The 17,077-nt window shown below is 74.3% G+C and carries 15 protein-coding genes; 8 read left to right on the top strand and 7 right to left on the bottom strand.

The genetic code is table 11. The features are described 5' to 3' along the window. Positions 1 to 150 precede the first annotated feature (150 nt). Positions 151 to 3,684, top strand: coding sequence for a DNA polymerase III subunit alpha (gene dnaE, locus IE98_RS0101455; protein ID WP_030262699.1), 3,534 nt, complete (start codon positions 151 to 153; stop codon positions 3,682 to 3,684). A gap of 60 nt (positions 3,685 to 3,744) precedes the next feature. On the opposite strand, the gene IE98_RS52185 is transcribed toward dnaE, so the two are convergent. Together IE98_RS52185 and IE98_RS0101445 are read right to left on the bottom strand one after the other, a co-directional pair. Continuing rightward, the gene (locus tag IE98_RS52185) at positions 3,745 to 4,530 is read right to left on the bottom strand and encodes an RDD family protein (RefSeq protein WP_052389980.1); all 786 of its coding nucleotides are present in this window, start codon (positions 4,528 to 4,530) and stop codon (positions 3,745 to 3,747) included. 123 nt (positions 4,531 to 4,653) lie between these two features. Further along, entirely contained in the window at positions 4,654 to 5,100 is a 447-nt protein-coding gene (locus tag IE98_RS0101445; RefSeq protein WP_030262694.1) for a type II toxin-antitoxin system PemK/MazF family toxin, read from the bottom strand. A gap of 78 nt (positions 5,101 to 5,178) precedes the next feature. Between IE98_RS0101445 and IE98_RS0101440 the strand changes: the two genes are divergently transcribed. Then, positions 5,179 to 5,940 carry a class I SAM-dependent methyltransferase gene (locus tag IE98_RS0101440; protein WP_030262691.1) on the top strand — a complete coding sequence of 254 codons (762 nt, stop codon included), beginning with the start codon at positions 5,179 to 5,181 and terminating at the stop codon, positions 5,938 to 5,940. Between the two features lie 25 nt (positions 5,941 to 5,965). Here the strand turns inward: IE98_RS0101440 and IE98_RS0101435 are convergent, their stop codons facing one another. Then, positions 5,966 to 6,865 carry a LysR substrate-binding domain-containing protein gene (locus IE98_RS0101435; RefSeq protein WP_030262689.1) on the bottom strand — a complete coding sequence of 300 codons (900 nt, stop codon included), beginning with the start codon at positions 6,863 to 6,865 and terminating at the stop codon, positions 5,966 to 5,968. Between the two features lie 72 nt (positions 6,866 to 6,937). Between IE98_RS0101435 and IE98_RS0101430 the strand changes: the two genes are divergently transcribed. Next, entirely contained in the window at positions 6,938 to 7,813 is an 876-nt protein-coding gene (locus IE98_RS0101430) for a dihydrodipicolinate synthase family protein (protein WP_030262687.1), read from the top strand. Positions 7,814 to 8,080: 267 nt separating this feature from the next. After that, positions 8,081 to 9,109, top strand: a complete 1,029-nt coding sequence (locus IE98_RS0101425) for an aspartate-semialdehyde dehydrogenase (RefSeq protein WP_030262683.1) — start codon at positions 8,081 to 8,083, stop codon at positions 9,107 to 9,109. Positions 9,110 to 9,198: 89 nt separating this feature from the next. Here the strand turns inward: IE98_RS0101425 and IE98_RS0101420 are convergent, their stop codons facing one another. Continuing rightward, on the bottom strand, positions 9,199 to 9,960 hold the full coding sequence (locus IE98_RS0101420; protein ID WP_052389979.1) for a hypothetical protein: 762 nt from the start codon (positions 9,958 to 9,960) through the stop codon (positions 9,199 to 9,201). A gap of 162 nt (positions 9,961 to 10,122) precedes the next feature. Between IE98_RS0101420 and IE98_RS0101415 the strand changes: the two genes are divergently transcribed. The 4 genes from IE98_RS0101415 (at position 10,123) to IE98_RS45615 (ending at position 14,149) form a co-directional block, all read left to right on the top strand. Then, positions 10,123 to 11,307 (top strand): NYN domain-containing protein, encoded by a 1,185-nt coding sequence (locus IE98_RS0101415; protein ID WP_030262678.1) that lies wholly within the window; start codon positions 10,123 to 10,125, stop codon positions 11,305 to 11,307. 199 nt (positions 11,308 to 11,506) lie between these two features. After that, positions 11,507 to 12,505 carry an ABC transporter ATP-binding protein gene (locus IE98_RS0101410; protein WP_052390016.1) on the top strand — a complete coding sequence of 333 codons (999 nt, stop codon included), beginning with the start codon at positions 11,507 to 11,509 and terminating at the stop codon, positions 12,503 to 12,505. After that, on the top strand, positions 12,502 to 13,299 hold the full coding sequence (locus IE98_RS0101405; RefSeq protein ID WP_030262672.1) for an ABC transporter permease: 798 nt from the start codon (positions 12,502 to 12,504) through the stop codon (positions 13,297 to 13,299). The genes IE98_RS0101410 and IE98_RS0101405 overlap by 4 nt, the downstream gene beginning before the upstream one ends. Before the next feature lie 73 nt (positions 13,300 to 13,372). Further along, positions 13,373 to 14,149, top strand: coding sequence for a hypothetical protein (locus IE98_RS45615; RefSeq protein WP_063748845.1), 777 nt, complete (start codon positions 13,373 to 13,375; stop codon positions 14,147 to 14,149). 9 nt (positions 14,150 to 14,158) lie between these two features. On the opposite strand, the gene ybaK is transcribed toward IE98_RS45615, so the two are convergent. Genes ybaK through IE98_RS0101385 form a run of 3 tightly spaced genes read right to left on the bottom strand, consistent with a single transcriptional unit; the run spans position 14,159 to position 17,076 of the window. After that, on the bottom strand, positions 14,159 to 14,653 hold the full coding sequence (ybaK, locus tag IE98_RS0101395; protein ID WP_030262665.1) for a Cys-tRNA(Pro) deacylase: 495 nt from the start codon (positions 14,651 to 14,653) through the stop codon (positions 14,159 to 14,161). 53 nt (positions 14,654 to 14,706) lie between these two features. Beyond that, positions 14,707 to 15,435 carry an LON peptidase substrate-binding domain-containing protein gene (locus IE98_RS0101390; RefSeq protein ID WP_030262653.1) on the bottom strand — a complete coding sequence of 243 codons (729 nt, stop codon included), beginning with the start codon at positions 15,433 to 15,435 and terminating at the stop codon, positions 14,707 to 14,709. Between the two features lie 60 nt (positions 15,436 to 15,495). After that, positions 15,496 to 17,076, bottom strand: a complete 1,581-nt coding sequence (locus IE98_RS0101385; protein WP_030262650.1) for a hypothetical protein — start codon at positions 17,074 to 17,076, stop codon at positions 15,496 to 15,498. Position 17,077 lies beyond the last annotated feature (1 nt).

Raw genomic sequence — 17,077 nt, 5'->3', positions numbered from 1 at the left:
GAGCACTCGTGCCGGGTCCCGGGGCGGGTGCGACGGGGGACTAGACTCGGTGCCGCGACGCGGAAGCCGTGGTCCGGGCCCTGACAGGTGCTCGGGCCTTACCTGTTTCGCGCCCGGTTCCGATCATGCCGAGACTCCGGAGGCCCCGCCTTGAGCGACCAGCCGTACGCGCACCTGCACGTCCACACCGAGTACTCGATGCTGGACGGCGCCGCCCGGCTGAAGCAGCTCTTCAAGGAGGTCGAGCGGCTCGGGCAGACCCACGTCGCGATGACCGACCACGGCAACATGTACGGCGCCGCGGAGTTCCACAAGCAGGCCACCGCCGCCGGCATCACCCCGGTGATCGGCATCGAGGCGTACGTCGCCCCGGAGGCCCGCTCCAACACCAAGCGCATCCTGTGGGGCCAGCCGCACCAGAAGAAGGACGACGTCTCCGCGTCCGGTGCCTACACCCACAAGACCATCTGGGCCCGCAACAGGGAGGGCCTGCACAACCTCTTCAAGCTGACCTCGCGCTCCTACGCCGAGGGCTGGCTGGTGAAGTGGCCCCGGATGGACAAGGAGATCATCGCCGAGCACGCGGCCGGCCTGATGGCCACCACCGGCTGCCCCTCCGGCGAGGTGCAGACCCGGCTGCGCCTCGGCCAGTTCGACGAGGCGGTGAAGTCCGCCGCCGACTACCAGGACATCTTCGGCAAGGAGAACTACTTCCTGGAGCTGATGGACCACGGGCTCGACATCGAGCAGCGGGTCCGCGACGGCCTCCTGGAGATCTCCAAGAAGCTGAACATCCCGCCGGTGGTCACCAACGACTCGCACTACACCACCGAGGGCGACGCCGGCGCGCACGACCTGCTGCTGTGCGTGCAGACCGGCAAGAACCTCTCCGACCCGGACCGCTTCCGCTTCGACGGCACCGGCTACTACATCAAGTCGGCCGCCGAGATGTACGGCCTGGACACCTCCGACGCCTGGCAGGAGGGCTGCCGCAACAGCCAGCTGCTGGTCGCCTCCCGCGTCGACACCGCCGGCATGTTCGAGTTCAAGAACCTGATGCCGCGCTTCCCCATCCCGGAGGGCTTCGAGTCCGAGGCGGACTTCTTCAAGTCCAAGGTCTGGGAGGGCATGGACTGGCGCTTCCCGGGCGGCTACGACGAGGAGCACAAGAAGCTCGCCGAGTACGAGATGGACACCATCATCCAGATGGGGTTCCCGGCGTACTTCCTCGTGGTCGCCGACTTCATCATGTGGGCGAAGAGCCAGGGCATCGCGGTCGGCCCGGGCCGTGGCTCGGCCGCCGGCTCGCTGGTCGCCTACGCCATGGGCATCACCGACCTCGACCCGATCCCGCACGGCCTGATCTTCGAGCGCTTCCTCAACCCCGAGCGCATCTCCATGCCCGACGTCGACATCGACTTCGACGAGCGCCGGCGCGGCGACGTGATCCGCTACGTGACGGAGAAGTGGGGCTCCGACAAGGTCGCCATGATCGTCACGTACGGCACCATCAAGGCGAAGGCCGCCATCAAGGACTCCTCGCGCGTCCTCGGCTACCCGTACGCGATGGGCGACCGGATCACCAAGGCGATGCCGCCGGACGTCATGGGCAAGGGCATCCCGCTCTCCGGCATCACCGACTCCTCGCACCCCCGCTACAGCGAGGCCGGCGAGATCCGCGGCCTGTACGAGACCGACCCGGACGTCCGCAAGGTCATCGACACCGCCCGCGGCATCGAGGGCCTGATCCGCCAGCCCGGCGTCCACGCCGCGGGCGTCATCATGTCCGCCGAGCCGCTCACCGACCACATCCCGGTCTGGACCCGGCACACCGACGGCGTCACCATCACGCAGTTCGACTACCCCACCTGCGAGGGCCTCGGCCTTCTCAAGATGGACTTCCTCGGCCTGCGCAACCTGACGATCATGGATGACGCCGTCAAGGCGATCGAGAAGAACAAGGGCATCAAGATCAACCTGCTTGATCTGCCCCTCGACGACAAGCCGACCTACGAACTCCTCGCCCGCGGCGACACGCTCGGCGTCTTCCAGCTCGACGGCGGCCCCATGCGCTCGCTGCTGCGCCTGATGAAGCCCGACAACTTCGAGGACATCTCCGCCGTCCTCGCGCTGTACCGCCCGGGTCCGATGGGCGTCAACTCGCACACCAACTACGCGCTGCGCAAGAACGGCCAGCAGGAGATCACCCCGATCCACCCGGAGCTGGAGAAGCCCCTGGAGGAGATCCTCAGGCCCACCTACGGCCTGATCGTCTACCAGGAGCAGGTCCAGAAGGCCGCGCAGATCCTCGCCGGCTACTCGCTCGGCCAGGCCGACCTGCTGCGCCGCGCCATGGGCAAGAAGAAGAAGGAGATCCTGGAGGCGGAGTTCGTCCCCTTCCAGAGGGGCTGCCGCGAGCACGGCTACTCCGACGCCGCGATCCAGGCCGTGTGGGACGTCCTCGTCCCCTTCTCCGGCTACGCGTTCAACAAAGCCCACACCGCCGGCTACGGACTGGTCTCCTACTGGACGGCGTACCTCAAGGCCAACTACCCGGCCGAGTACATGTCCGGCCTGCTCACCTCGGTCAAGGACGACAAGGACAAGTCCGCGGTCTACCTCAACGAGGCCCGCAAGATGGGCATCAGCGTCCTGCCGCCGGACGTCAACGAGTCCGACGCGGACTTCACCCCGCACGGCAACGACACCGTCCGCTTCGGCCTCACCGCCATCCGCAACGTCGGCGGGCCGGTCGTCGAGTCGATGATCCGCACCCGCAAGTCCAAGGGGAAGTTCGCCTCCTTCCCGGACTTCCTGGACAAGGTCGAGTCGGTGGTCTGCAACAAGCGGACGGTCGAATCCCTCATCAAGGCCGGCGCGTTCGACTCCCTCGGGCACACCCGCAAGGGCCTCACCGCGCAGTTCGAGCCGATGATCGACAACGTGGTCGGGGTCAAGCGCAAGGAGGCCGAGGGCCAGTTCGACCTGTTCGGCGGCGACTCCGTCTCCGACGAGCCGAGCTTCGGCCTCGACGTGGTCTTCTCCGAGGAGGAGTGGGACAAGTCCTTCCTGCTCACCCAGGAGCGGGAGATGCTCGGCCTCTACGTCTCCTCGCACCCGCTGCACGGCATCGAGCACGTCCTCTCCGACAAGGCCGACTGCGCCGTCGCCGACCTCGCCGAGCGCCCGGACGGCGCCATCGTCACCATCGGCGGCATCATCTCCGGCCTCCAGCGGAAGATGACCAAGCAGGGCAACGCCTGGGCGATCGCCACCGTCGAGGACCTCGCCGGCTCCATCGACTGCATGTTCTTCCCCGCCAGCTACCAGCTGGTCTCGTCCCAACTCGTCGAGGACGCGGTGGTGTTCGTCCGCGGCAAGCTCGACAAGCGGGAGGACGTGCCGCGGCTCATGGGCATGGAGCTGTCCGTCCCGGACCTCTCCAACGCGCACGCCGAGGCGCCGATCGTCATCAACATCCCGAGCGGCCGGATCACTCCGCCGCTGGTCGCCCGCCTCGGCGAGGTCCTCACCCACCACAAGGGCACCACCGAGGTGCGCCTGCGGCTGGAGGGACGGAACAAGACCACCGTCCTGCGGCTGGACCGGCACCGGGTGAAGTCCGACCCGGCCCTCTTCGGCGACCTGAAGCAACTCCTCGGCCCCAGCTGCCTGGCGGTCTGAGGGCCGCCCCGCGGGGCTCGGGGAACCACGCGGTTCCCCGGGCCCCGGGCGGGGGGCCCGTCAGCCCTCCTTGACCACCACGGTCCGCACGGCCTTGTCGTGCAGGCACTGCTGCAGTGGCTTGTCCCACAGCTGCCACGCCGCGTCGAGCATCTCGAACAGCCATCCGATGCAGTACACGGCGCCGGGCACGGTGGCGACGGCCGAGCGTCCCCAGAGGGCGCTGTCGGTCGGCCGGCCGCCGGTCGCGGCGTCCACCACGCGCAGCCGCATCGCCTTCTTGCCGACCGTCTGGCCGTGCTGGGTGACCATCAGTGCCGCTTCGTAGGCGAAGGCCAGCAGGCCGACGAAGAAGTTCCCGAGCCACTCCCCGAGCAGGGCGTAGAGGATGACGGCCGGGATCAGCTGGATCGCGAGGTCGATCAGGCGAGCCACCAGGCGCTCCCCGGGCGGGGCCAGGACGCGGGTCCCCGGTGCCTGCGGCACGCCGGGCGGGCCGGCCGGGGTGAGCCAGTGCGGCAGCGCCTGCGGCGGCTGCCCGTACCCCGGCGCACCGTACCCGGGGGTGCCGTACCCCGGCGCACCGTAGCCGGGAGTGCCGTACTCGGGTGTGCCGTATCCGGGGGTGCCCTGTCCCGGGACGCCGTGGCCGGGTGCGCCGTACCCCGGGGCGGTGCTGCCGGGCTGCCCGTACGCGCCGGGCCCGTAGCCGGGCGGTCCGGGCGGGGGAGGGGGCGGCGCACCGTATCCGGGGGCGGGCGGCGGCTGGTGGCCGGCCTGCTGCGCGTAGGGGTTCTGCTGAGGGTCCGTCGGATACCCGTATCCCGACGGGTGGTTGGTGCTCACGTGTGCGGGCTCCCGGTGATAGGTCGTACGCCTGTTGTACCGAGGGCGACCGGGGGCGGGTGCGGTGATCGGCGAATCGTTACCGGTGGGGGCGGCACCAGGCCGCCCCCACCGGTGTGCGGCTCAGCGCCAGCGGTAGCGGCGGCGGAGGCTGTCGACGACCAGGTTGAAGCGGGCCCGGTCCAGGGCGCAGGCCTCGCGCCGCATGCCGCCGTCCCACACCCGCATGACGCGGTCCAGCGCCACCCAGGAGTCCCGGCCGGACTTGTCCCACGGGCCGGAGCCGATCGGCACCCAGTCCCGGTCCCCGTCGTGGCCCTTGCTGGAGAGCATGACGGCCAGCAGGCTGCCGCCCTCCTCGCGGGCCACCACCAGCACCGGCCGGTCCTTGCCGCGGCCGTCCCGCTCCTCGTAGGGCACCCAGGTCCACACGATCTCGCCCGGGTCCGGGTCCCCGTCGTGTCGCGGGGAGTACTCGGTGCGGACGGGCCCCACCTCGTACGCCTCGACCTCGACCGTCGCCTCGGGGCCGTAGCGGCCGGGCACGTCCTCGTTGATCAGCTCTGCCATGCGCGAAGGGTAGCGCCCGCGGTGCGTCCGCCCGATAACCAGTGGCCCCGGCCGCCCCCGCCGCGCGAGGATCGCGGCATGGCACGCACCTTCGACGACCTGGTGGCCGAGGCCGCGGCGGCCCCCATGGACGGCTGGGACTTCTCCTGGCTCGACGGCCGCGCCACCGAACAGCGCCCCTCCTGGGGCTACCAGCGGTTGCTGCGCGAACGGCTCTCGCAGGTCGGCGCCGCCCTCGACCTGCAGACCGGTGGCGGCGAGGTGCTCGCCGGCGCCGCGCCCTTCCCGCCGCTGATGGCGGCCACCGAGGGCTGGCCGCCCAACCTGGCGAAGGCCACGGCGCTGCTGCACCCGCTCGGCGCGGTGGTGGTCGCGGCCCCCGAGGAGCCGCCGCTGCCCTTCGCGGACGCCGCCTTCGACCTGGTGACCAGCCGTCACCCCGTGGTGCCGCACTGGGCGGAGATCGCCCGGGTGCTGAAGCCCGGCGGCGGCTACTTCGCCCAGCACGTCGGCCCGGCGAGCGTCGTCGAACTGGTCGAGCACTTCCTCGGCCCGCTGCCGGAGGCCGTCCTGCGCGGCCGTCACCCCGACGACGAGCGGGCCGCCGCCGAGGCCGCCGGGCTGGAGGTCGTCGACCTGCGGACCGAGCGGCTGCGGATCGAGTTCCACGACATCGGCGCGGTGGTCTGGTTCCTGCGCAAGGTGATCTGGATGGTGCCGGACTTCACCGTCGACCGGTACCGCGACCGGTTGCTCGACCTGCACGCGCTGATCGAGTCGGACGGACCGTTCGTCGCGCACGCGACCCGCAGCCTGGTCGACGCCCGCAGGCCCGGCTGACGCCCGGCCGACGTCCGGTCGCCCCTCAGATCTGCGGGACGCCGCCGCCCAGCTCCGCGGGCACCGCCGAGTGCAGCGCCGCGGTGAAGGCGGCGACCGCCGGGTGCGCGGCGGCCCCGGCGCGGAACGCCGTCCGGGTGCGCCGGTACATCGGCAGCCGGGTGAGCACCACGCCCGGCGGCGGGGCGGGCACCGTGCCCAGGTGCGGCACCAGGGCGACGCCCTGGCCGACCGCCACCAGGGCCAGCACGGTGGTGAAGTCGTCGACGTGGTGCCGCACCCGCGGGGTGAACCCCGCGCTCTGGCAGGCCCGCAGCGTCATCGCGTGGCAGAGGGTGCCCGCCGGAGCCATGATCCACGGCGAGCCGCGGTGCTCGGCGACCGTGCCCGCGGCGGCCGCCGCCAGGTACATCGGCTCGGTGAACACCGGCTGGGTGAGCGCCAGTCCGGGCTCCGGCTCGGCCGGTACCAGGTCGTACTCGTGCACCAGGGCCACGTCCAGCTCGCCCGCCCGCAGCGCCGCGGCGACCGCCGCCGGGTCGACCTCGGTGACCATCGGCTCCAGCCCGGGGTGACGGGCCGCCAGGCCGGCCAGTGCCGCCGGGACGATCGCCCGCGCCGCCGACGGGTAGGTGCCGATCCGCAGCGGCCCGGCCAGCCCGCGGCGGGCGTGCGCGAGCTCCGCCGAGGCCTGCTCCAGCCGTTCCAGCACCGCCTCGGCGTGCCGTACCAGGTTCAGCCCGGCAGGGGTCAGCGCCACCCGCCGCCCGGTCCGCTCCAGCAGCGGCACCCCGGCCTCCCGCTCCAGCACGGACAGCTGCTGGGAGACGGCGGAGGGGCTGAACGCGAGGGCCTCGGCGACCGCGGCGATCGTGCCGTGGTGGGCGAGTTCGCGCAGCAGGCGCAGGCGGCGGACGTCGAGCATCGGCTCAGCTTACGAGAAGCCTCGGAAATGTGAACTGGACCTGCACGATGCCGGCACGTCAGGCTCGACGGCATGGACCTGCACGGGATTCACGTACCCCTCGTCACCCCGTTCGCCGCGGACGGCTCCGTCGCCGCCGACGCCCTGGCCCGGCTCGCCGGCGACCTGCTCACCGCCGGTGCGGCCGGCCTGGTCGTGCTCGGCACCACCGGCGAGCCCGGCTCCCTGGACGAGGACGAGAAGCGCCTCGTCCTCGACACCGTCGCCCCGGTCTGCCGGGCGCACGGCGCACCGCTGACGGTCGGCGTCGGCGGCGGCGACACCCGCCGGACCGCCGAGGCGCTGGCCGCCCTCGACGGGGTGGCCGACGCCGCCCTGGCCACCGTGCCCGCCTTCGTCCGGCCGGGCCCGGCCGGTGTGCTGGCGCACTTCCGGCACCTCGCCGCGCACAGCCCCGTCCCGCTGATCGTCTACCACATCCCGTACCGCACCGGACAGCAGCTCGACGCCGGGACGCTCGCCGAGGTGCTGCGGCTGCCCGGCGTGGCCGGGGTGAAGTACGCGGCGGGCGGCATCGACGACGCCGCCGTCGACCTGCTCGGGCAGGGGCACCGCGGCGTCATGGCCGGCGACGACACCCACCTCTCCGCGCTGATGGCGATCGGCGCCGACGGCGGCATCCTCGCCTCCGCGCACCTGGCCACCGAGCAGTACGCCGACCTGGCCGACGCCTGGCGCAAGGGCGACGCCGACCGTGCCCGCGGGCTCGGCCACCGGCTGGCCGCCTTCGCCCGCGCCGCCTTCGCCGAACCCAACCCCGCGGTGGTCAAGGGCGTCCTGCACGCCCAGGGCCGCATCCCCACCCCGGACGTCCGCCTGCCGCTGCTCCCCGCCGGCCCGGCCGCCGTCGCCACCGCCCTCGACCGCCTCGCCGAGGTGACCCGGTGACAGTGGCACCGGGGGCAGTGCCCGCCGGATGAGTTCGGTGACGAATTGTTTTCGGACGAATCCCCGTCCGCGCCGACCGCACCCGCACATCTTGCGGAGCCCGCGCAGCTCACCCGCAGGGGCTCCCGGCCGCGGGCCGCCCGCCGTCCCCGGCCGCCGCCCACACCGTGGGACGCCGCGACGGGCCGGGCCGGTGACAAGGCATGATGGCAGGGTGCGGACGGCGATCAAGCACAACCCGATCGAGCACGACATGGAGGAAACGCAATGAGGATCGGCATCGTTGGGGCCACCGGCCAGGTCGGCGGCGTCGTCCGCGAGATCCTGGCGGAACGGGACTTCCCGGTCGAGCAGCTGCGGCTGTTCGCCTCGGCACGGTCCGCCGGGCGCACGCTGCCGTGGCGGGACACCGAGGTGACCGTGGAGGACGCGGCCACCGCCGACTACAGCGGCCTCGACGTCGTGATCTTCTCCGCGGGCGGTTCCACCTCCAAGGCGCTGGCCCCGAAGGCCGCCGCCGCGGGCGCCGTCGTCATCGACAACTCCTCGGCCTGGCGCCGCGACCCCGAGGTGCCGCTGGTCGTCGCCGAGGTCAACCCGCAGGCGATCGCGGACCGCCCGAAGGGCATCATCGCCAACCCGAACTGCACCACCATGGCCGCCATGCCGGTGCTGCGCCCGCTGCACGAGGAGGCCGGCCTGGTCTCCCTGGTGGTCTCCACCTACCAGGCGGTGTCGGGCAGCGGCCTCGCCGGCGTGTCCGAGCTGCACGACCAGGCGTCGAAGGTGGTGGACGGCGCGACCGCGCTGGTCCACGACGGTTCCGCGGTCGAGTACCCGGCCCCGGGCGTCTACAAGCGCCCGATCGCCTTCAACGTCGTCCCGCTGGCCGGCTCGATCGTCGAGGACGGCTCCAACGAGACCGACGAGGAGCAGAAGCTCCGCCACGAGAGCCGCAAGATCCTCGGGATCCCGGAGCTCAAGGTCTCCGGCACCTGCGTCCGCGTGCCGGTCTTCACCGGCCACTCGCTGCAGATCAACGCCCGCTTCGCCGCCCCGATCGCCCCGGAGCGCGCGGTCGAGCTGCTGACCGGCGCGCCCGGCGTGGAGCTCACCGACATCCCGACCCCGCTGCAGGCGGCCGGCCAGGACCCGACCTACGTCGGCCGGATCCGGGTGGACGAGACGGTCGACAACGGCCTGTCGCTGTTCCTCTCCAACGACAACCTGCGCAAGGGCGCCGCCCTCAACGCGGTGCAGCTGGCCGAGCTGGTCGCCGCCGAGCTCCGCGGCTGACCGTCCGGTCCGTACGGCACGTCCGGCGGCCCCGCTCCCGTGCACACGGGGGCGGGGCCGTCCGCTTGCCGCCGTGGGGGCGCCGGGCGTCAGCGGAGCGCGACCGGCATCTCCGCGGAGACCGAGTCGCCCGTCCACTTGTCGCCCGGCGCGTACCACTGGAAGTCGCCCGGACCGGTCACGGCGACCTCGGCCTCCACCGTGCCGGAGTCGGTCGAGACGGCCTCGGCGACCGTCGTCCAGCGGTGCGAGCCGGCCGGGCGGAACTGCAGGTAGGCCACGCCGTCCGCGTAGCCGTGGAAACGGTTGTCCGTCCAGAACGAGCGGGCCAGCCAGCCCTGCACGGTGATCCGCTGGCCCTTCGCGGCCTTCGCCGGGACGCCCGAGCCGGACAGCTTGGCCGCCCGCTTCAGCGAGAAGCCGCCCGCCGTCTTGGCCACGTGACGGTCCCCGTCGTTGGCCCGCACCTGCAGGTCGACGAACCAGGTGCCGGCCTCGTCGTTGAAGATCTGCTTCTTCGCCGGGTCGACCGTCACCGTGCCCCGGCACACCGAGGCGGTCGCCGAGGACGCGGTGCAGCGCATCGGACTCACCCGGAGCACGCCGTAGTTCGGCCCCCACACGCCGACCGGGTCGACCGCGCGGATCCCGGAGTCGTCACGGGCCTCCACCACCAGCGGGAAGGTCATCGCCTTCTGCGGCCCGAGCAGCACCGGCCGCCCGCCGTTGACGCTGATCGACGTGATCGCGGTGTCGCCGTGGGACCGGTCGGTGGTGATGGTCGGTACCGCCAGCACGGCCACCGCCGCACCGGTCGCGGCCGCGCACAGGGCCCAGGAAGTCTTCCGCATGATCCCCCCAGTATCGCCGCAGGCCGGGAGTGCTCCGGCACGGCCCGGTCGGCCGGCGGCGGTTCGACTCCGGATCCGAGGGTAAGCACTGCCCAATCGCCCGCCCCGCGAGGGGTGGTCCGCCCCCGCCCCACCGGGGGTCACCGGAGGAGAGGAGCGGACGTGGACCGCTGCGTAGTCCTCGTCGACGCCGGCTACCTGCTCGGCGCCGCCGCCAGCCTGCTGGTCGGCGAGCCCGCCCGGTCCCGGGTGACGGTCGACCACACCGTGCTGATCAGGTCGCTGCGCGAGCGCGCCGAGGCGGAGACCGGCCTGCCGCTGCTGCGGGTCTACTGGTTCGACGCCGCGCCGGAACGCCGTCCGCTGCCCGAGCACCGGCGGCTGCGGGTGCTGCCGCGGGTCACCGTCCGGCTGGGTGCGCTCACCCGGGCGGAGGGCCGCTGGGTGCAGAAGGGCGTCGACGCCGCGATGCACGCCGAACTCACCGAGCTCGCCCGCAACCACGCCTGCAGCGACGTGGTGCTGGTCACCGGCGACGGTGACCTGCTGCCCGGGGTGATGTCCGCGAAGGAGCAGGGGGTGGCCGTCCACCTGTGGGCGCTGCAGGCCGCGGACGGCGACTTCAACCAGTCCGAGGACCTCGTCGCGGAGGCCGACGAGCGGCGCGTCCTGGACCGCGCCTGGATGGAGCAGTGGGTCCGGCTGCGCGAGGTGCCCGCGCCCTTCCCGGCGCCCGGTGCGGCGCCGCGGATCGCGGGCCTGCTCGCCGCCGCCCCCGGGCAGCCCGAGACCCCGGCGGCGGCGGTCGACCGGCCGCAGCCCGCCACCGCGCTCAAGGTGGTGCCCACCCCGAAGGACCTGGCGGTGCGGTCCGCCGCCGAACGGATCACGGTCGACCGGGCGGCCGCCGCCGTGCACGGCGGGCCGGTGCTGCGCTGGACCTCCGACCGCGGCTGGGTGGACCGGCCGCCCGTGGACACCTCGGCCGCCGCGGGCGACGGCCTGCCCACCCTGGCCCAGCTCACCACCTCCGCCCAGCGCTGGGCGGACCGCGAGGAGGACATCACCAGCGTCGGCGGCGACGCCCACGAGGTCGGCCAGGTCTTCGCCCGCCGCTGGATCGACCGGTTCGGCGCGGCGGATCGGCTCGCCGTGCTGTGGACGGACTACCCGCGCATCCCGCACCGCCTCGACGGCGAGCTGCTGCGCTACGCGGCCCGCTTCGGCCTGCTCGCCCACAAGGACGACCAGATAGACGAGGCGGACCGCTACGCGATCCGGGACGGCTTCTGGAAGGAGCTCGCCGCCCGCGTCCCCGGCGGCCGCGCCGCGATGGCCGACGACTGACGGCCGGCCGTACCGCCGTACCGCCCGGTGCGGCGCCCGGCCCTGCCCGGCGGCGCAGCGGCGCCGTGCCGCGCCGGACCGCGCCGGACCGCGCGGGCCCCCGACCGCCCTCACCGGCTCCGACCGGCCCCCGTGCCCGGTTCGGGCGCCGCGGAGCGTAAAGTTCTCTCGCGTGAGCGACACCGACCGGCAGGCACCCCTGGTCCCGCCGCGGGCCCGGGACGACCTTCCGGGTCCGGCCTGCTGCACCGTCCGCGGCCTTGCCAAGACCTACCGCACCGGCAGCGGCGCCAAGGCCGCCGCGGTCCCCGCCAACGCCGGGATCGACCTGACCGTGCGGCGCGGCGAGATCTTCGGCCTGCTCGGCCCCAACGGCGCCGGCAAGTCCACCCTGGTGCGCCAGCTGACCGGCCTGCTCCGGCCGGACGCCGGCAGCATCGACATCCTCGGCCACGACATCGTCCGCCACCCCGAGCGGGCCGCCCGGCTGCTGGCCTACCTCGGCCAGGAGTCCACCGCGCTGGACGAGCTCACCGTCTCCCTCGCCGCCGAGACCACCGGGCGGCTGCGCGGCCTCGGCCGTGCGCAGGCCCGCGCCGAGGCCGCCGAGGTGCTCGCCGAACTCGGCCTCGAACCGCTGGCCGGCCGTCCGCTCGCCAAGCTCTCCGGCGGCCAGCGCCGCCTCGCCTGCTTCGCCGCCGCCCTGGTCGGCGAGCGCCCGCTGCTCGTCCTGGACGAGCCCACCACCGGCATGGACCCGGTCGCCCGGCGTGCCGTCTGGTCCGCGGTCGACCGCCGCCGCGCGGAGCGCGGCACCACCGTGCTGCTGGTCACCCACAACGTGATCGAGGCCGAGACGGTGCTCGACCGGGTCGCCGTCGTCGACGAGGGCCGGGTCATCGCCTGCGACACGCCCGGCGGGCTCAAGGCGCTGGTCGACGGCGACGTCCGGCTCGACCTGGTCTGGCGCACCGACGCCCCGCTCGACGTCCCCGCCGTCGCCGAGCTCGCCGCCCGGGCCGAGCGCACCGGCCGCCGCTGGACCGTCCGCACCACCCCCGAGCAGGCCCGCGAACTGGTCGCCGCGGTCACCGGCGGTGCCGCCTTCGCCGCGCTCGACGACTTCACCCTGGCCACCCCCAGCCTGGAGGACGCCTACCTCAAGCTCGGCGGCCGGCACAAAGGACTCGCCAAGTGACGCTCCTCGACACCCCGGCCCCCGCCGTCGCCGCCCCGGCCGAGCTGGCCCCCGCCGCCCGGCTGCTGCCCTCGCTGGCCGCCGTCTACCGGGCCCAGCTCGCCCGGGCCAAGGTCGCCCGCATCCCGCTGCTGTTCGTCGCGACCTTCCAGTCGCTCGGCATCCTGGTGATGATGCGGGGCGTCGTCGACGGCGGCGGCAACCCGGCCGCGCGCGCGGTCGTCGCCGGCTCGGCGGTGCTGGTGGTGGCCTTCGTCGCGCTCAACCTGCTCGCCCAGTACTTCGGGAAGCTGCGGGCCACCGGCGGCCTCGACCACTACGCGACGCTGCCGGTGCCGCCGGCCGCCGTGGTGCTCGGCGCGGCCGGCGCCTACGCCTCCTTCACCCTGCCCGGCACCCTGGTCACCGCGGCGGTCGGCGCCTGGCTGTTCGACCTGCCGGCCGGCAACCTCTGGGTGCTGCTCGCGGTCGTGCCGCTCGCCGGCGCGGCGCTGTCCGGGCTCGGTGCCGCCTGCGGCCTGCTCGCCCGGCGCCAGGAGATCGCCACCCTGCTCGGCCAGCTCGGCATGTCCGCCGCGCTGCTGCTCGGCGTGCTGCCGGCCGGGAACCTGCCGCAGCCCGTCCAGTGGCTGCGCGACCTGCTGCCCTCCACCTACGGGGTGGAGGCGTTCGCCCGGACCTTCGACCCGGCCCCGGACTGGGCGGCCGTCCTCGGCGACCTGGGCGTCTGCGCGGCCGTCGGCCTCTGCTCGCTCACCGTGGCGACCTGGGCGTACCGGCGGGCCACCCGCTGACCCCGCCGGGCCGCGGCCGCACCGGGGCCGCCCGCCCCGACCGCAACGGGGCCGGTCGTGAAACGATGGCCGGGTGACCGCACCGAACACACCGACGGGCCCGGGCGCCGACCCGTACGCCCCGCACGACCCCTTCGCCCCGCCGCCCGCTCCGGTCGGCCCGAAGCGGCCGAAGCGCGCCCTGCTCCCGGAGGTGCGGATCGGTGTGCTGATCGCGGCCGGCGGCGCACTGCTCGGTGTGGTGCTCGGCCTGCTCTGGCTGTGGCTGGCGCCCCGGGTCGGCCTGGTCGTCAAGGGCGACCAGCTGCTGTACGCGGACCCGGAGGGCGAGCAGCGGGCCGGTGCGGACAGCGTCTTCGCGCTGCTCGGCCTCGGTGCCGGCCTGGCCACCGCGCTGACCGCCTTCCTGTTCACCCGCGGCCGGGGCGGTGGTGTCGCGGTCGCGGCCGGCCTCGCCGTCGGCGGACTGGCCGGCTCGGTGATCGGCTGGCAGCTCGGCACGCGGCTCGGTCCCGCCTCCGACCTGGTCGCGCACGCCCGGCAGGTCGGTGACGGCGGCCGGTTCAGCGCCCCGCTGGAGCTCGGCGCGCACGGCGCTCTGCTCGTCTGGCCGATGACGGCGATGGTGCTGCTGCTGGTGCTGTCCGCCGCCTTCGGCAAGCGCGAGGAGGACCCGCCGCCGTACTGGGCCTGGCCCCACCCCGAGGCCGGCCACCCGGAGACCGGACACCCCGTGGGCGGTCACCCCGAGGCCGGTCACCCCCTGGACGGCCGCGCCCACGACGACCGGCTGCACCACGACCCGCTGCACGAGGGCCGGCCGCACGACGGTCACCCGCACGGCGACTGACCGCCCGCCTCAGCGGCCGATCGCGGCCGTCCGGGCGCCGGTCAGCGAGACCAGGTCGGCGGGGGCCAGTTCGACCTCCAGGCCGCGGCGTCCGGCCGAAACGAAGACCGTCGGGTGGCCGAGGGCGCTGTCGTCCAGCACGGTGCGCAGCGGCCGCCGCTGCCCGAGCGGCGAGATGCCGCCGAGGACGTAGCCGCTGCTGCGCTCGGCGGCCGCCGGGTCGGCCATCGCGGCCCGCTTGCCGCCCACCGCGGCGGCGAGCGCCTTCAGGTCGAGCTGCCCGGAGACCGGGACGATGCCCACGGTCAGCGTGCCGTCCACGTCGGCGACCAGCGTCTTGAAGACCCGGCCGGCCGCGATGCCGAGCACCTCGGCGGCCTCGCCGCCGTAGGACGCCGCGGCCGGGTCGTGGTCGTAGGCGTGCACGGTGTACGCCACGCCCGCGGCCTCCAGCGCGACCGTGGCGGGGGTGCCCTGGCCGCCCTTCTTCGTCTTCTTCGCCATCGGCGGCCCTTCTCGGGGTGCGGTCGGGTGCGGTCGGGGGTCCGGGCCGGGCGTCAGTTGGGGCTGAAGGCCTGCCGGGTGAGGTCCGCGGCGGGCAGCGAGGGCAGCCAGGCCAGCAGGGCCGTCTCCCGGCGCAGCAGCTCCAGCTCGGCGGTGAGCCGCTGGGCGGTGTCCGGGCAGGCCAGCAGCTCCTGCTTGACCGGGGCGGGCAGCACGGTGGCCGCCGCGACCAGGTAGGAGAGCGCCTGCGGGTCGAGCGGCAGCTCGATGTCGCCGGCCAGGGTGGCCTCCTTCGCGCCCGCGAGGCGCTTGCGGTACTCGTGGAAGGCCCGCTCCACCACCGCGCCGAGCGCCCCGGAGCCCTGCCCGGACGGCTCGTCCAGCGGCCTGGTCTCGGCGACGAGGTAGGGGCCGCTCGCGTCGACGGACTCCACGGTGAACCGGGTGGTGCCGGTGACCAGCAGCTCGTACCGGCCGTCGGCGCGGCTCCGCACGGAGGTGACGTCGGCGACGCAGCCGACCCGGTACAGCGCCTCCCGCGGGTCGCCGGTGACCGTGCCGAGCCCGTCGAGCGGCCCGGCCGGGCCCTCGCTCTCGCGGACGGGCGCGACCTCGCGGCCGTCCCGGATGGCGACCACGCCGAAGCGGCGCGGCTCGTCCTCGGGCAGTTTCTGCAGGTCGGCCACGAGTCGGCGGTAGCGCTCCTCGAAGACGTGCAGGGGCATCACCAGGCCCGGGTAGAGGACCGTGTTGAGCGGGAAGAGCGGCAGCCGTTCTGTCACGGCGCACAGCGTAGTTGCCGCAGGCCCCGGCGACCTCGCCCTTTTGCCGCAGAGCGGGCCTCAGCCCCGCTGCAGCAGCCTGGTCGCGCCGGTGACGGCGGTGGTCGCGAGGATCCAGCCGGTCAGCACCAGGCCGGCGGCGACCCACTGGCCCTGCCGGTCCGGGTTCCAGCCGCCCTGCCCGAGGTCGACCACCGGCAGCAGCCTGCTCAGCGTGTACAGCGCGGCGTCCCAGGTGGGCACCTCGTCGGCCTTCAGCGGCTGCGGCGGCTGCTCGGTGAAGTACGCCGTGCCGAGCAGCCAGGCCAGCAGCAGCCACAGCGCGGCCCGGCCGGGCCGGTAGCCGTAGCCGACGGTGACGTCCTGCAGCAGCCCCCACAGCCGGGCGTGCACCGGCAGCGCGGCGCGGCGGCGGCGCTGCTTGGCGTACAGCACCTCCCGGGCGTCCTCGTCGCGGCCGTCCCGGCGCAGCGCCGAGGCCAGCTGCTCGTACGGCTCCGGCTGGTACTCGCCGAGCGAGTTCTCCAGCCAGGCGATCCGCTCCGCGACGCCGAACGGCTCCGCGGGCCGCAGCGACTCGTAGGTGAAGCCGGTGAGCCGCACCAGGCCGGCGCCGGGCCAGGACCGCGGGGCGTCGACCAGGTTGCCGACCTGGGCCCGGGAGAGCGACACGGTGCCGTCGGGGGCCTTCTTGCAGGCGAACCGCAGCTCCGGCGTCCGGATCCGGCGCAGCGACAGCTCCTGCCCGGCGGAGAGGTGGAACTCGGCCTCGTGGATCAGGCAGGCCTGCTCGAAGCGGGCGTCGACCAGCCGCACCCCGCCCCAGGCGCGGAACGGGGTGACGGCGGCCCCGGGCTCGTGCGGCGGGCCGTAGCCGTAGGCGTAGTCGCTGGGCGAGGTCGTCCAGCGGTTGTCGGCCGAGCCGGTCAGGTACAGCGTGTTGCCGACGGTGGTGCGGGCCAGGTTCAGGCAGTTGCGGCCGGGGTCGCGCATCCGCAGCTGGGCGCCGCGCAGCGAGAGCCGGCCGCCGATCCGGCCGGTGCGGATGCCGAACTCGCCGTACACCTCGATCCGCTCGGCCTCCAGGTCCTGGTGGACGGTGAGCCCGTCCGCGGAGAGCGCCCGGTGGTGCGGGTCGGCGCCGAGGACGGCCTGGTTGAGCAGCAGGTCGGTGCCGATCCGGGCGTCGGTGAGCCGGATGCCCTGCGGCACCACGCAGCGCGCCAGGTGCACGTCGCCGTCGGCGGAGAGCCGGGAGGCGTCGAGCCGGGGTATCAGGCAGCCGATCAGCCGGATCGTGCCCGCCCGGGCCTCGGAGAGCAGCACCCGGGTGTCGAAGCGGCAGCCGTGCAGCTCGATGTAGTGGCCGAGGGACGCCCCGGCCAGGAGCAGCGGGCCGGTGACGAACGCGCCGTTCAGCTTGAGCGCCGCCACCCGCCCGGGTGCGGCCGCGGGGCCGGAGAGCAGCAGCCGGGCGAGCACCTCGGCGCGGACGGTCCGCTCCGCGCCCCAGTCGCCGGAGCCCGCCGGGTCGTCGTCCTCGGCCTTGCCCGCCCGCAGGTCGAGCACCTCGCCGTGCCGGAAGGCGTCCCAGAGGCGCTGCTCCGTGTCCGTCCAGCCGTCCGGTGCCCGGTCCGTCATC

This window comes from Streptomyces sp. NRRL B-24484, from assembly GCF_000717715.1.
Taxonomy (GTDB): domain Bacteria; phylum Actinomycetota; class Actinomycetes; order Streptomycetales; family Streptomycetaceae; genus Kitasatospora.
The sequence above is the reverse complement of the archived record's forward strand: the minus strand, read 5'-3'. Positions and strand labels throughout refer to the sequence as shown.

Coding starts and splice junctions, on each gene's coding strand:
- IE98_RS0101445 (WP_030262694.1), bottom strand. CDS start 5,100: ATGGCAGAGCTGATCAACGAGGACGTGCCCGGCCGCTACGGCCCCGAG.
- IE98_RS0101440 (WP_030262691.1), top strand. CDS start 5,179: ATGGCACGCACCTTCGACGACCTGGTGGCCGAGGCCGCGGCGGCCCCC.
- IE98_RS0101435 (WP_030262689.1), bottom strand. CDS start 6,865: ATGCTCGACGTCCGCCGCCTGCGCCTGCTGCGCGAACTCGCCCACCAC.
- IE98_RS0101430 (WP_030262687.1), top strand. CDS start 6,938: ATGGACCTGCACGGGATTCACGTACCCCTCGTCACCCCGTTCGCCGCG.
- IE98_RS0101425 (WP_030262683.1), top strand. CDS start 8,081: ATGAGGATCGGCATCGTTGGGGCCACCGGCCAGGTCGGCGGCGTCGTC.
- IE98_RS0101420 (WP_052389979.1), bottom strand. CDS start 9,960: ATGCGGAAGACTTCCTGGGCCCTGTGCGCGGCCGCGACCGGTGCGGCG.
- ybaK (WP_030262665.1), bottom strand. CDS start 14,653: ATGGCGAAGAAGACGAAGAAGGGCGGCCAGGGCACCCCCGCCACGGTC.
- IE98_RS0101385 (WP_030262650.1), bottom strand. CDS start 17,076: ATGACGGACCGGGCACCGGACGGCTGGACGGACACGGAGCAGCGCCTC.